The sequence below is a fragment of the Paraburkholderia steynii genome (genome assembly GCF_900100565.1).
Classification (GTDB): domain Bacteria; phylum Pseudomonadota; class Gammaproteobacteria; order Burkholderiales; family Burkholderiaceae; genus Paraburkholderia; species Paraburkholderia terrae.
In genome coordinates this window covers 96693-109631 of record NZ_FNDI01000009.1, presented here as the reverse complement: position 1 = coordinate 109631, position 12939 = coordinate 96693, and the positions used below count along the sequence as shown (strand labels likewise).

Here is a 12939-nt window from a genome sequence, read left to right as displayed (position 1 = left end):
TCGCAGCGCGCGGGAAGGGGAGTCGCATGTTGTTCGATTGGCATTACGCGGCGTCGCTACTCGTCGACGCGGCATTCTGGAAAGCTGCGTGGCTCGTCGTCGAACTGAGCGTGGCGACATGGTTGATCGGCATCGTCGCGGGATTCATGCTTGCACTTGGCAAGCAATCCACGCTCTTGCCATTGCGCGTCGCGTGTGGTGCTTATATCTGGCTGTTCCGAAGCTTGCCGCTGCTGGTGCTGCTGATCTTCGTCTATAACCTGCCACAGGTGTTGCCGTGGTCGGGCGGCGTGCTGTCCGATCCGTTCTGGGCGGGACTGATCGCATTGTCGATCAGCGAAACCGCGTATATCGCCGAAATTCATCGTGGTGGTCTGCTCGCGCTCAACAAGGGCCAACTCGAAGCGGGCAGAGCGCTCGGCATCGGATTCGTTGGGCTGCAACGCCTGATCGTGCTGCCGCAGGCATTCCGGGTTGCGCTGCCGTCGCTGATCAACGAGTACATCACGATCGTCAAGCTGACGTCGCTGGTGTCGGTGATCTCTCTTGCTGAAATACTGCTGGTTGGCGAGCGTCTCTATACGCAGAACTTCAAGGTGCTGGAGACCATGCTCGCGGTGTCGTTCTATTACGTGCTGATCGTCACGGTGTTCGGACATTTGCTGAAGATGCTCGAAAAGCGCCTCGACGTCACGCGCCGCAAGCATGCCGTGATGATCGACGTCACGGTGCTACCGGTCGATGCATCGAATGCCGCTGCGAAACCCGCCGACTCCCGGGCCACCGGACGCGCACTCGAAGCGGTCGGCATTCGCAAGCGCTATGGCCAGCACGAAGTGCTCAAGGGCATTGATCTGACGGTGAAGGCCGGCGAGGTCGTGTCGATCATCGGACCATCGGGCTCGGGCAAGACATCGCTGATCCGTACGCTAAACGGCCTCGAAACACTCGATGACGGCGAAGTGCGCCTGCACGGACGCGCGTTCCTGCAGTCCACGCTGCTCGGTCATCACAAGGCGCGACACGGCGACTACATGCGCGGTATTCTTGATATCGGCATGGTGTTTCAAAGTTTCAATCTGTTTCCGCACAAGACCGTGCTGCAAAACGTGACGCTCGCGCCGCGTTATCACAACCGTCTGAAGGGCAGCGCGCTCGAAGAATCCGGCATGCGGATTCTGGCGAAAGTCGGCATGGCGGGGCATGCGCACAAGTATCCGCATCAGTTGTCGGGTGGACAGCAGCAACGCGTGGCGATTGCACGCGCGCTGGCAATGCAGCCATCAATCGTACTGTTCGATGAACCGACTTCCGCACTCGACCCGGAACTCGTGCAGGAAGTACTGAAAGTCATCGAGCAGCTTGCGCGCGACGGGATGACGATGATCATCGTCACGCACGAAATCAAATTCGCGTTCCGCATCTCGGACCGGGTGATATTCATGGAAGGCGGTACGATACTCAGCGATGGTCCTCCACTGGAACTCGCGAAACAGAAAACTTCGCGCATCGCCAGTTTTCTTAAAGACGTTCATATCGCCTGAGCTTACGAATGACAACAGTACGTACGTCCGTTAAATCTGCGCCCGCACCGTCAGCTGCGGAGGCCGATCAGTCAGTGACGGACCGCATCCTGACAACGATCCGCGACGACATCATCGAGGGCAAGCTGTTGCCCGGCACGGCGCTCGTCGAGAACGATCTGACGCAATTGCACGACGTGTCGCGCAATACGCTGCGCGAAGCACTGCGGCTGCTGTGTCGCGAAGGGCTTGCGGTGCATTACCGGCACCGTGGCGTGATCGTGCGCACGCTCACGCGCCACGACGTGCGCGATATCTACCGCGTGCGACGCACGCTCGAATTGCAGGCGCTAGTGCGCGAAGAGCCCATCGAAGAAGCCGATCTCGCGTTGATGCGCGAAGCGATCCGTTGCGCGCAAGAGGCGCTCGAACACGAAGACTGGCGCGCCGTCGGCACGTATAGCCTGCTGTTTCACCGGCATATCGTGCGCTTGCTGCACAGCGCGTTGTTCGATGCGTTCTTCACGACGATTCTCGCGCAACTGCGGCTCGTGTTTGGATCCGCACCGGACGAAAAGCGCTTCCAGAAGCCGTGGGTCGCGAAAGACCAGCGCATTTTCGCGCTGATCGAGCGCGGCCACCTCGACAAGGCGCAAGCAGCGCTCGCCGACTATCTGACGGAGTCTGAGCACGCAATGCTCGACTATTTGTGACGTATCTCGCGGCTGGGCGTATCGAACGGCGCCACGAGAGCGTGGACACGCCGGCCGCCTCATCAAGGAGCGATTTCTCATGTTGAACTACCCTGCCGCCTACCAAACGACCAAGGGCTCCGCGCTCGACGTCGACAAGGCATTCTATCGACGCATTGCTGCAGAGCACGATGGCCGCGAGTTGATCGAATCGATCGTGATTCCGATTCGATCAGGGCAGGCGTGGACCGTGCCCGCCGGGCACGTCTTCCGTATCGTGACGATCGAAGGGCCACAGGTGGCGGATCTCAACATGTGGAACCTGCACAATCCGCGTGAACGGATGTGGGCGTCGCGCACGCGTCAGTTGCAGGCCGCGCACGTCAGCACGTTCGACCGTCTCTGGTCGACACTGCCCTTTCTGCGTCCGATGGTGACGATTACCGACGACAGTCTCGCCGGCTACGGCATCGACGAACACGGCGGTCGCGTACACGATCTGCTCGGCACGCGCTGTGACCCGTACGTGAACCGGATGCTGACGGGTGAAGACTTTCACTTTCATTGCCATTCGAATCTCACGCGCGCGGTTGCGCCGTATGGTCTGACCGAGTACGACGTACACGACGTGCTCAACGTTTTTCAATGCACAGGTCTGAATCTCGACGACAAGTACTTCATGAAGGCATGTCCGGCAAAGAAGGGCGATTATCTGGAGTTCTTCGCGGAGATCGATCTGCTTTGCGCGCTGTCGACGTGTCCCGGCGGCGATCTTTCTCTGCCGATGTGGGGACCGGACGCGCGCGATCCGCTAGAGGTGTGCCGGCCGCTCGGCGTGGAAATCTATCGGCTTGCGCCAGATCTGCTCGAAGGGTGGTCGACGCCGGCAGTGGCCGCGTACAAGGGGCAGCACGGACTGACGCTGGGCGGACAGGGTTAATCGGCCGCGCGGTGATTACATGCGATGTAATTGGCGCGCTGAACCGTGGCGTCTACTCTTCGGCTGTCGCGTCACCAATCCGGTGGCGCTCACAGCCAAGGAGATACCATGTCCCGCTATCCCGTTCACACGCTCGAATCCGCTCCGCTGCAATCGAAGCCTGTGCTTCAGCAACTGCAACAGGCGTTCGGCGCGATCCCGAACGTCGCCGCAAAGATGGCCGCGTCGCCGGTGCTGATCAACGGTTTCATCGGGCTGTTCGAGCGAGTGCATGCGAGCAGTCTGACCGAACCGCAGATTCAAACGTTGCTGCTGACCAATGCAGTGACAAACGCCAGCGAATGGCCAGTCGCGTTTCATACGGCGCTCGCATTGAAGCAAGGCGTATCGTCCGCCGATGTCGATGCGATCCGGCGCGGTGCGTTGCCTGCGGACCCTCAACTCGCGGCGCTTTCCAAGGCGGCGCGCACGTTGATCGAACAGCGCGGGCGGCTTTCCGACGCGGACCAGCAGCGATTTTTCGATGCCGGATTCAGCGCCGAACAACTACTCGAAGTCATCGCGGTGGTTGCCGCTTCGACCATCACGAACTACACGAGTAGCGTGACGCAACCGGGACTCGAAGCGCCGTTCGAAGAATTTGTCTGGCGTGCAGGCATCGTGTGAGTCCGTTATAGTGACCCGCTTCGATCGGAGGAAATCCGATGAATGTCAGCAGTCGCGATTCGAAAGCACCGTCGCGCGAACTCGGCAACTTGCTTCGTTACTGGCGTGACGTGCGCGGAGTGAGTCAGCTCGATCTGTCGCTCGAAGCGGGTATTTCGCAGCGTCAGATCAGCTTTATTGAAAGCGGGCGCAGTGTGCCGGGTCGGGAGACGCTGCTGACTCTCGCGCAGGCGCTCGATGTGCCGTTGCGCGAGCGAAATGCGTTGCTGCTCGCCGCTGGTTACGCGCCGGTGTATTCGGAGGCACCGTGGAATGCGCAGGAAATGCAGGGTGTCGTTCGCGCACTGGAGCGGGTCGTTCGCCAGCATGAACCGTTCCCCGCCATCGTGATGGACCGGCACTGGAACGTCCTGATGACCAATGACGCCGCGCTGCGCTTTTTCAACTGCTTCATCGACATGGCCGCGCGCAAAGGCACGCGCAACATGCTGCATCTGATGTTCGATCCGCAGGGAATGCGCCCATTCGTAGACGAATGGGACAGCGTTGCGCGAAGCATGCTGCAGCGGGTACACCGGGAATCGGTGGGCCGTGTGATAGACGACGGCACCGCGCGTCTGCTCGATGAACTGCTTGCCTATCCAGATGTACCACGCGACTGGAAGACGGGACATGCGTCCTGGGCTGCACCAGCCATGCCCGTCATTCCAATCGGGTTCGTCAACGGTGGAGAGGTGCTTCGTTACTTTTCGATGGTCACGAGCGTTGGCGCGCCGCAAAGCATCGCGGCGCAGGAGCTACGTCTCGAATGCATGTTTCCCGTCGATGACGCAACGGAAGCACGTCATCATCAACTGCTCGAAGCGAATGCGACGTTTCGATGACCACCGCGCCAGACGTCAGGGCATAGGCAGAGGCTCATCAATCAACATCTGATTGAAGTAGTCGACGATGCCATGCTCGTTCAGTCCTGCGCTATTTCGTAACTGTTGGGCCGACTCGACGACGACTTCTGTGGTCGCGTGTTCTAGCAGAGCAAATGCTTCTGCAATGAAAGGCTCCAGTTGCATTGCGCGTGGGTCCCCGCTCTTGTAGACGAGATCGGTATCCACCCACGGCGGCACGATCTCCAGAACACGGACGGAGGTATCGCGCAACGCGAAGCGCTGGGACAGCGAGTACGAGTGAATCGCTGCCTTCGTTGCCGAATACAGTGCTGACATCGCCATCGGAACGTAAGCGACAACCGAACTGTTGTTGATGACGAATGCTTCCGGCTGCTTCTTCAGATGCTCGATGAACGCGCCGCTGATACGCACAGGGCCCAACAGATTGGTGTTGATGAGATGCACGGCTTGCGAATCGTCGAGCGGCCCCGTCACATCGTCGAACGGCATGATGCCGGCGTTGTTGATGACCACATTCAGCGATGGATACGTTTTAATCAGGTGCTCGGCCACGCTTGCGATTTGCGTGGGGTTGGTCACGTCGATCTCGACGGAGTCCATGCCGGGATTGACCTTCGTCACTTCATCCAGCAGTGCTTTCCGGCGCCCACCGATAATGACCTTGTTGCCCTTCTTGTGAAATGCTTCGGCGAGTCCGCGGCCAATGCCCGAGGTCGCTCCCGTAATGAAGATGGTGTTGCCGCTGAGTTTCATTGCATGTACTCCTTTGTTGGGCCGCGTGAGGAAAGGCGTTTGGGCAGAACGCGGTTCGACAACGCGAGCCGCATTCATCACGGATTACTGCTCGAAAACCTGGCGATGCGCTTTGACGAAGTCACCGACGGTTTGAGGTGCCTGCCCCGTAATCTCGCTGATCACGCCGTCCTCGCCCGAGAAAATGCCGTTCTGGTAATCGATGGCGATCGCGAGAAAGTGCTGGATCATGAACTCCGGCAGGTTGTACTTCTCGAGATGCTCACGGTACTGTTCGATCGTCGACGGGCTGTAGCTGATCTTGCGACCCAGAACCTTGCCGATTTCATCGGCGATTTCCTGCTGGTTCATCTCAACCGGTCCAAGCAGCGGATAGGTCTTGCCGATGTGCGCAGACGGGTTCGTGAGCACAGCGGCGATCAGTCGAGCCTGATCCTCGCCGGAAATCGGCGCGTGACGTCCGTTGCCATACGGCAGCGTGATCTTGCCTTCCTGCACGATCTGATCGCGCACCCACGGGAAGACGAGCCATTCGGAGAAGAACGTCGGGCGAATATGCACGGTGGGAACGCCTGACCAGTCGATCACCCGTTCCGCGATCCAGTGATCGCGTGCGGCGTGACTCTGCGAATCTTCCCGCGCGGAAATCTGCGACATCTCCACGACAACTTCGACACCTGCGCGGCGCGCTGCGTCCGCAAAATACGCGGTGGCCTGGATAAAGCCCGGGCGCACGGGGTAGCACAGATAGGCACCCGTCACGCCTTCCATGGCGCGGATCACGTCGTCATGTTCGAGAAGATCGCCAACGACGATTTCAGCGCCCTGACTGCGCAGTGCTTCGCTGCGCTCGTCCTCGCTGTGTACGAAGGCGCGAACGGCATGTCCGGCGTTCAGAAGATGACGAATGGTGTGGACACCCGTTTTGCCGGTGGCGCCAGTAATGAGGTATTTGCGTTGCTTCATGATGAACTCTCCAATCTAACGGTTTGAACACTCGCCAAGAGTGCAGGGGATGCTTCGAAATCCTTGAAGTGCATATGCACATTTCTACGCGTGTACTTACCACTCCGTTCCAACGACTCGGTATCGCTTACATTGCTTCGAGGTGTTGCCTGACGTCCTGCAGGATCGCTGCTGCTGCGTCAGGGTCGTCTGTGATTCGGGCCATCGTGATCGCGCCGATCATCGCCGACAGTGCGAAGACGGCCTCTGATCTTGCCGCCTCGCGCCGCCGCCGTCCGCTCCGCTTTGCCAACACGTCGACGAGTTCATCAAATCCGCGCGAAGCGACTGCGCGAGTCTGTTCGTCCGCACGCGCCAGTTCGCTGCCCATCGCGGCGAGAGGACAGCCGTCTGCAGGCGCGTCCCGATGCGACGACGACACATATGCGTCAACGACGGCCTTGAACCCTTTTTTTCCTTCGCATCCACTCGCCGCTGCTTCGAGTCTTCCGATGATCGCCGTCAGTCCCGATTCGCATGCTTCCGCGACCAGTTGATCTTTGGAATCGAAATGCCGGTAAAAGCCGCCATGCGAAAGTCCCGCCTCGGACATCAGATCGGCAAGTCCGGTTGCCTGAATGCCGTTGGTCCTGAATTCCCGGCTGGCGACTTCGACGATCCGCCGACGTGTATCGGCCGTTTCCTCTCTGGACTTCCGCATGGTTTTCTGCGCTCCGTGATTCGATGTTTTGGATGATAGTCATCATCTAAATGTGAGTCAACGAATCTTTGCTGCAACACTGCGTTTCAGCTTTCGAACGGCGCGTGGTCGAGCAGATCGCATACGTTCGCGCAGTCGAAGCCATGTACGTGCCGATGTCCGATATCGACCAGACCGGTGCCCAGCGCCGTGTGGGGCTTCTTCCTGACAACTTCCGCCAGCGCTTCGGCAAAGGCCGCCTTAAAGCCGGCGCGTGGATAGAGCGCCAGCACGTCGTCGACGAGCGACGGCGTGATTTCGTCCAGCCGCAGTCCAAAGACGTCCACGTGAGCGCCCATGTAGACCAGGGCGATTTCTGGCTGCTTGCGGTCGGCGATGCCGGCGCTCGAATGAAGCGCGATCGCGTCCCACACCAGTTCCGCCTTTTGTTCTGCGTAGCCGTTCGCCGTCAGGAACAGGTTCGCGGCATCGGCGCCGTCGACCTCGAAGCGCTGATCGGCGGCGAATGCGTCTGTGAGGCCCAGATCGTGAAGCAGGGACGCAAGGTAGACGACTTCTCGGTCGTATTTCAAACCGCGCGTTCTGCCGAGGAATTCGGCGAACCACCACGTTCGATGCACGTGGTTCAGCAGCGCTTTTGAATGAACGCGTTCGACGAGCGAGCTTGCCTGACGGGTGAAGTCGGAATCGGGAGCGCTGATTCCTCCGATGGTAACGATTGTGCTCATACAGCCTCCAATATCGAGTTTGATCATCGAGTGTATAAACACGCCACGTGTCACATATGACTGTTTCTGGACGATTTGTGCCAAAATGAAAGCGACGTGTTTTCACAGGAGCAGTCGATGAGGAAAGCATCCGGTCCGATATCGGGTACGACGCGAAAGCGCGTTGTGATTCTCGGTTTGCCGCCCGTCGACGCGCTCGACGTAATCGGTCCTGCAGAAGTGTTCGCCTCCGCAAATCAGCTGCACGCTGGCGCTCCGGCTCCTTATTCACTCGAACTGGTGTGCGCGGGTTCGGACGTCCATCTGGAAAGCGAAACAGGTATCGGACTCAAGGGCCACCGAACGCTCGAAACAGAGCGTCGGTCAAACAGGCCAATCGATACATTGATCGTGACGACTGGCTTCCATTCGATCGACCGGTTCGACAAGTCAGCCATAGACTGGCTCCGGAAGCGTTCGAACACAGCGCGTCGCGTGTGCTCGATTTGCGTCGGCGCGTTTGCGCTGGCGGAAGCGGGGCTGCTGGACGGCCGCAGGGCAACGACGCATTGGCGGATGACGCAGCACCTTGCCGCGCGATATCCCAGCGTGCAGGTCGACCCCGTTCCTATCTGGGTGAAAGATGGCAACTTGTATACGTCGGCGGGGGTATCGGCGGGAATCGATCTTGCACTTGCCCTTGTCGGTGAAGATCTGGGCAACGACGTTGCTTTGGATATTGCGAAGAATCTGGTCCTGTTTCTGCGACGTCCCGGCGGGCAGGCGCAGTTTAGCGTCGCGCTTCAATCGCAGCGCGTGTCGGGTTCGAGCATCGACGATCTGTGCCTTTGGATTAGCGAGCATCTGCATACGGATCTGACAACCGACATGCTAGCGGACAAGGCGTCGACGAGCGTGAGAACTCTGATTCGCATGTTTCAGCGTGAATTGAAGACGACGCCCGCGAAATATGTCGAAGATGTACGGCTCGAAGCCGTTCGCCGCGCGCTCGAACTCGGCGAGCGGTCGATGGAAGAGATAGCGCGCCGGTGCGGCTATGGCAGCGGCGACGTGCTAAGAAAAGCGTTCACGCGGCGAATGGGTGTGAGTCCACGAGAGTACGCGCGACGCTTCGCGCCGGATAGCGAACTGCCCTGAAGATGTGCCGCCGTCTCGTATCACCGACGGCGGCACCTGCAGCGTTGCTTTTACTGAATCAGCAAACGAAGCGGCGCAAGCGGCCCAACCGGCAGCAGGTCGAAACTCATGAGACCTTCGGCGGTGAGCGGCAACTCGTCTACCGCCGCCTTTGCGTGCTCGACCGATTCCACGTTCATGAGAAAGATGACGCCCGGCGTCGCCGGATCGTCACGGAACCAGAATTGCTCGATGGTGCCGTCGAGGTAGAGCTTGAGCGTGTCGGGAACTTCCTTCGGCATGATGCGCTGCCGCTGTTCCGGCGTGAACGCCTGACGGATCGAACCAATGGCGAAAACTTTCATGAAGACTTCTCCGGTGACTGTTCATGTTGAGGTGCAACGGAGATGAGTCTAGTGACGGAGTGGTTCCGGCGGTACTGTCGCAAACGACAACTTTAGAGTCGTTTACGCCATGCGTGTGCGGCCATGGATTTCCGTTGCGGAACGCTCACGCAACCGGTTGTAGCGGCGCGCCATTAGCACGAGATCGAGATCAGGTTCGCGCGGCGTGTGTCGCAATCCGCGACGCAACGCGAATATAAAAAGGTGGGCAAGCTCGTCAGCGGCGGCGAATTCACTCATGCCTGCACGTCAGCATGATCATGAAGCCCGCCGCCGTCATCAAGGCATCACGCGACGGCCGGGCCGCCCGCTCCGGCAGCATGCGATACGTGGAGCGCGTTGCTCGCGAGCTGGAATGCTGCCTGACGGTCCGTGTCGCCCGCGTGCGCCGGATTGATCTGGGACGTGATCGCGTTGAAGCTGTTCGCGTCGGCGAGTTCGTTGCAGCCGTGCGATTGCCAGTACCACGCGGACACCAGCGCGGCGGTGGCGGGGTCGTTGCGCACGAGGTCCGGATTGCCGACGAGATCGGCGCCGATCGCCTGGCCCGCGCGGGCGAAGTTGTCCTTAAACGTCAACTGCATCAGGCCCGAGCCGCGATACCTCCAGCCGTCGCCCGTCGCGGCTGGGCCGTTGCCGAAGCGGCCGCCGTAGACAAGGTTGGCGATCTGCTGCTGGCGCTGGGGCGGCACCCGCGCCTCACCGGGTTGACGCCCGAGGCTCGCGCATTGCGCGGACGTCAGCGAGCGGAATGTCGACTGCAGGCCTGCTACCGAGTAATTGAAGTTTTCCGACACGGGTGGAGGCGGAAAGCGGCCGCTTTCAAACGCGACTTCCGCCAGAAACGCAGCCTGGCGCACGGGCGTGTTGATCTGGAAGCGGTCCATCGCGGCTTGCACTGCGTTGAGCCACAGCGCGGCACTCGCCTGGGTGCTGCCCGTCGCAGCCATGAACGTGGTTTGGTCCATGTGGTACTCCATATCGTGAGACATCGAATCAGGGTTACGCCGCACGCATGGCGCGAATGCGAACGGATGCGACAAGGCCGATGGAGTGATGAGGCTGTTTTAATTAAGAGGCCGATGAAGAGCAGGATCGGGCGGGGCGTCGGTGCGATACATGGATTGCATCTCTGACCATTCCGCGCGCGAGGCGGGTCTTGTTTAGGGTTTTAGCAGGTATTTTCCAGCGCGCCAGTGGGGCAGGGCATCGAATGTGGTCTTCGACACATTCACTCGCATCTGACCGCTAGCGAGGCATCGCTCATTGCCTGCGCATGTGCCAGGATGAAATGTTGCATCGCTGAGTAACGAGCAAACCGTTGGAGAGCCACACCATGTCCACCACCTCCACCACGCTGCCGGTATCGGGCACCTACCGCAAACCCACTCCTCTCACCGAAAGCCACCTCACCGGCCCGCGTCGCGCGATCATGCTGACCGTGGGCCTCATCGCGATCAACCTCGCGGGCGCGGCATTCATCCATTACGCCGTGAAGGCCGAGGACGCGTCGCTCGAACTCGCCGTTACGCTCGCGGCGTTCACGACGATCATGGTCGGCACGCCCCTCATCGTCTTTCTGAGCCTCATCTGGTTCACGCGCTATCGCGAGTTTCAAAACAGCCTGAAAGGCAGCGCACTATCGGCGTATCTGCAACGCTTCTGGTCGCAGCGGCTCATCTATGCGCTGGAGGACGCCGACGCGCTACCGTGCTCGCCGCCCGCGCCGCGTCCTGCGGCGGGACATTGGCAGCGCGCGGCTGACGAGCGGCTCGACATCTGCGAGCGCCTGTTCGCACGCGTCTATCATGAGCAATACGGCCTCGTGCCGTTCGTGCCCGCCGTGTTCATCCTGCTCGCCGTCGTTTACGCGGCGGCGGGGCTCGTCGGCACGAGCTTTTTCGATGTGAGGCCATGCGCGATGAGCGAATCGTCCGGCTGCATCTATGGCATCAGCCAGCGCGTGCTGATGGCGTCGTTCGCGGGCTCGTTCATGTTCGTCGTGAGCGATTCCGTGCTCTCCATCCGCCGCAAGTCGCTCAACGTCGCCGACGTCTACTGGTACGCGCTGCGCCTTTTTCTCGCGATTCCACTCGCGCTCGTCATCAACAATGCGACGCAGTCCGACGGCGCACGCGCGGCAATGGCCTTCGCGCTCGGTACCTTTCCAGTCGATGCGCTGCTCAAACTGATCCGCCGCTTCGGCTTTCCGCAACTCACCGAAGCGGACAAGACGGAGAACGCGCCAGACAGGCTCATCACGCTCGAAGGCGTGACGTTGCCGATCGTCGCGACCTTCGAGGCCGAAGGCATCAACTCCGTCGAGCAGGTGGCGGCCGTCGACCCCGTACTGCTGTCGATCCGCACGGGCATGCCGTTTCGCTACATGCTGCGCCTCGGCTCGCAGGCGATCGTGCGGCGCCATTTCGGCGATGCGGCGGCGAAGCTGGTTCCCGTTGGTCTTGCGGACGTCGTGCCCATCTATCTGCTGGTGAAGGCGCTGGATTCGACGGCGTCGAAAGATCTGCCGTGCGTCGCGCATCCCGACATCGTGCTGAAGGATGCCGCGCAACGGCTCTTTCCGGATATCGCCGACGACCAGCGCATGGCCGTGATCGACATGAAGTTCCGCCAGATTGCCGCGGAGGAATATACGCTGATGCTCGCGCGCATCACGCCACTTGACCCGTCGCTCTGATTGCGTGTCGTCGGCGTTTCGCGGTGCCTGCTGCGCAGGGAAGTACGCTGGCACGCGGTCTCTGCGAGTGTCGGTGAGCGCGGGCGCCGCGAGTGTTTCATCGAATGGCTGGCGGTCCGCTGACGAGTGTCTCGAGGCTCGATGAAAGCACGCGTCGAGTCGGGCAACTGATTTCCTTGTGTCTTGCTGTCGGCGAGGGGTGTCGTCGGCAGCCTGCTGTCATTGTCTTCTTTGGGTTTGATGACAGTGACGAAAATGCGTCGCTGAAAATATTCATGTTGTGACTTCAAAGTTGAAGTAATCAGGATTTCTTAGCGGATGTTGAATACGCCACCCAAAGCCTCCCAGTCCCTCGGTGAGGGCAACCATGCGCCGTTCCATGCTTTATGGAACATCTGGTTGTCAGTGCCGAGACCGAAAATATCAAGGCGGTTGCGGCCCCATGAGACGGCTGCCGGCGCGCTGTTGAACCTGCCTCCCAGAGGCTCCCAGTCCTGCGGCGAGGGGGACCATGCACCGGCCCAGGCTTTGTGGAACATCTGGTTGTCAGTGCCGAGACCGAAAATATCGAGGCGATTAGGACCCCACGAGACGACCGCTGGCGGGCTGTTGAACCGGCCTCCCAAAGGCTCCCAGTCCTTCGGTGAAGGCGACCAGGCACCGTCCCAGGCTTTGTGGAACATCTGGTGGTCGGTGCCGAGACCGAAAATATCGAGGCGGTTGGGACCCCACGAAACGACGGCAGGCGGACTGGCGAACACGCCACCCAAAGGCTCCCAGTCCGTTGGCGAAGGGGACCAGGCACCGTCCCAGGCTTTGTGAAACATCTGGTTGTCGGTGCCGAG

Annotated in this window: 15 protein-coding genes; 7 read left to right on the top strand and 8 right to left on the bottom strand. The window is 60.2% G+C overall.

The annotated features are described in order from the left end of the window. Window positions 1–26: 26 nt before the first annotated feature. The 5 genes from BLT65_RS48425 (at window position 27) to BLT65_RS17920 (ending at window position 4705) form a co-directional block, all read left to right on the top strand. Window positions 27–1544, top strand: coding sequence for an amino acid ABC transporter permease/ATP-binding protein (locus BLT65_RS48425; RefSeq protein WP_042305243.1), 1518 nt, complete (start codon window positions 27–29; stop codon window positions 1542–1544). 8 nt (window positions 1545–1552) lie between these two features. Next, window positions 1553–2236, top strand: coding sequence for a GntR family transcriptional regulator (locus BLT65_RS17935; RefSeq protein WP_208545779.1), 684 nt, complete (start codon window positions 1553–1555; stop codon window positions 2234–2236). Between the two features lie 79 nt (window positions 2237–2315). Further along, window positions 2316–3155 (top strand): urea carboxylase-associated family protein, encoded by an 840-nt coding sequence (locus BLT65_RS17930; protein ID WP_091779568.1) that lies wholly within the window; start codon window positions 2316–2318, stop codon window positions 3153–3155. Window positions 3156–3263: 108 nt separating this feature from the next. After that, window positions 3264–3821, top strand: a complete 558-nt coding sequence (locus tag BLT65_RS17925) for a carboxymuconolactone decarboxylase family protein (RefSeq protein WP_091779566.1) — start codon at window positions 3264–3266, stop codon at window positions 3819–3821. Window positions 3822–3859: 38 nt separating this feature from the next. Beyond that, entirely contained in the window at window positions 3860–4705 is an 846-nt protein-coding gene (locus BLT65_RS17920) for a helix-turn-helix domain-containing protein (RefSeq protein WP_091779564.1), read from the top strand. A gap of 15 nt (window positions 4706–4720) precedes the next feature. Here the strand turns inward: BLT65_RS17920 and BLT65_RS17915 are convergent, their stop codons facing one another. The 4 genes from BLT65_RS17915 to BLT65_RS17900 form a co-directional block, all read right to left on the bottom strand. Next, entirely contained in the window at window positions 4721–5482 is a 762-nt protein-coding gene (locus BLT65_RS17915) for an SDR family oxidoreductase (RefSeq protein WP_091779562.1), read from the bottom strand. 84 nt (window positions 5483–5566) lie between these two features. Continuing rightward, entirely contained in the window at window positions 5567–6448 is an 882-nt protein-coding gene (locus BLT65_RS17910) for an NmrA family NAD(P)-binding protein (protein ID WP_091779560.1), read from the bottom strand. Between the two features lie 127 nt (window positions 6449–6575). Further along, the gene (locus tag BLT65_RS17905; RefSeq protein ID WP_091779558.1) at window positions 6576–7148 is read right to left on the bottom strand and encodes a TetR/AcrR family transcriptional regulator; all 573 of its coding nucleotides are present in this window, start codon (window positions 7146–7148) and stop codon (window positions 6576–6578) included. A gap of 86 nt (window positions 7149–7234) precedes the next feature. Then, window positions 7235–7876 carry an HD domain-containing protein gene (locus BLT65_RS17900; RefSeq protein WP_091779556.1) on the bottom strand — a complete coding sequence of 214 codons (642 nt, stop codon included), beginning with the start codon at window positions 7874–7876 and terminating at the stop codon, window positions 7235–7237. A gap of 117 nt (window positions 7877–7993) precedes the next feature. Here BLT65_RS17900 and BLT65_RS17895 point away from each other — a divergent pair, with 117 nt between their 5' ends. Next, window positions 7994–9013, top strand: coding sequence for a GlxA family transcriptional regulator (locus BLT65_RS17895; RefSeq protein ID WP_091779554.1), 1020 nt, complete (start codon window positions 7994–7996; stop codon window positions 9011–9013). Window positions 9014–9063: 50 nt separating this feature from the next. On the opposite strand, the gene BLT65_RS17890 is transcribed toward BLT65_RS17895, so the two are convergent. The 3 genes from BLT65_RS17890 to BLT65_RS17885 form a co-directional block, all read right to left on the bottom strand. Then, on the bottom strand, window positions 9064–9357 hold the full coding sequence (locus BLT65_RS17890) for a hypothetical protein (protein ID WP_091779552.1): 294 nt from the start codon (window positions 9355–9357) through the stop codon (window positions 9064–9066). Window positions 9358–9459: 102 nt separating this feature from the next. After that, window positions 9460–9636, bottom strand: coding sequence for a hypothetical protein (locus BLT65_RS47230; RefSeq protein WP_167306501.1), 177 nt, complete (start codon window positions 9634–9636; stop codon window positions 9460–9462). A 47-nt stretch (window positions 9637–9683) separates the two neighbouring features. After that, on the bottom strand, window positions 9684–10364 hold the full coding sequence (locus tag BLT65_RS17885) for a glycoside hydrolase family 19 protein (protein ID WP_091779550.1): 681 nt from the start codon (window positions 10362–10364) through the stop codon (window positions 9684–9686). Window positions 10365–10732: 368 nt separating this feature from the next. Here BLT65_RS17885 and BLT65_RS17880 point away from each other — a divergent pair, with 368 nt between their 5' ends. Continuing rightward, entirely contained in the window at window positions 10733–12094 is a 1362-nt protein-coding gene (locus BLT65_RS17880) for a hypothetical protein (protein ID WP_091779548.1), read from the top strand. Window positions 12095–12405: 311 nt separating this feature from the next. Here BLT65_RS17880 and BLT65_RS17875 read toward each other — a convergent pair. Continuing rightward, window positions 12406–12939: PLL family lectin (locus BLT65_RS17875; RefSeq protein ID WP_482811878.1), on the bottom strand; the 534-nt coding region annotated here is incomplete at its 5' end.

Bases quoted from the DNA above. Each gene is read 5' to 3' on its own strand.
- BLT65_RS48425 (WP_042305243.1), top strand. From the start codon at position 27: ATGTTGTTCGATTGGCATTACGCGGCGTCGCTACTCGTCGACGCGGCA.
- BLT65_RS17935 (WP_208545779.1), top strand. From the start codon at position 1,553: ATGACAACAGTACGTACGTCCGTTAAATCTGCGCCCGCACCGTCAGCT.
- BLT65_RS17930 (WP_091779568.1), top strand. From the start codon at position 2,316: ATGTTGAACTACCCTGCCGCCTACCAAACGACCAAGGGCTCCGCGCTC.
- BLT65_RS17925 (WP_091779566.1), top strand. From the start codon at position 3,264: ATGTCCCGCTATCCCGTTCACACGCTCGAATCCGCTCCGCTGCAATCG.
- BLT65_RS17920 (WP_091779564.1), top strand. From the start codon at position 3,860: ATGAATGTCAGCAGTCGCGATTCGAAAGCACCGTCGCGCGAACTCGGC.
- BLT65_RS17915 (WP_091779562.1), bottom strand. From the start codon at position 5,482: ATGAAACTCAGCGGCAACACCATCTTCATTACGGGAGCGACCTCGGGC.
- BLT65_RS17910 (WP_091779560.1), bottom strand. From the start codon at position 6,448: ATGAAGCAACGCAAATACCTCATTACTGGCGCCACCGGCAAAACGGGT.
- BLT65_RS17905 (WP_091779558.1), bottom strand. From the start codon at position 7,148: ATGCGGAAGTCCAGAGAGGAAACGGCCGATACACGTCGGCGGATCGTC.
- BLT65_RS17900 (WP_091779556.1), bottom strand. From the start codon at position 7,876: ATGAGCACAATCGTTACCATCGGAGGAATCAGCGCTCCCGATTCCGAC.
- BLT65_RS17895 (WP_091779554.1), top strand. From the start codon at position 7,994: ATGAGGAAAGCATCCGGTCCGATATCGGGTACGACGCGAAAGCGCGTT.
- BLT65_RS17890 (WP_091779552.1), bottom strand. From the start codon at position 9,357: ATGAAAGTTTTCGCCATTGGTTCGATCCGTCAGGCGTTCACGCCGGAA.
- BLT65_RS47230 (WP_167306501.1), bottom strand. From the start codon at position 9,636: ATGAGTGAATTCGCCGCCGCTGACGAGCTTGCCCACCTTTTTATATTC.
- BLT65_RS17885 (WP_091779550.1), bottom strand. From the start codon at position 10,364: ATGGACCAAACCACGTTCATGGCTGCGACGGGCAGCACCCAGGCGAGT.
- BLT65_RS17880 (WP_091779548.1), top strand. From the start codon at position 10,733: ATGTCCACCACCTCCACCACGCTGCCGGTATCGGGCACCTACCGCAAA.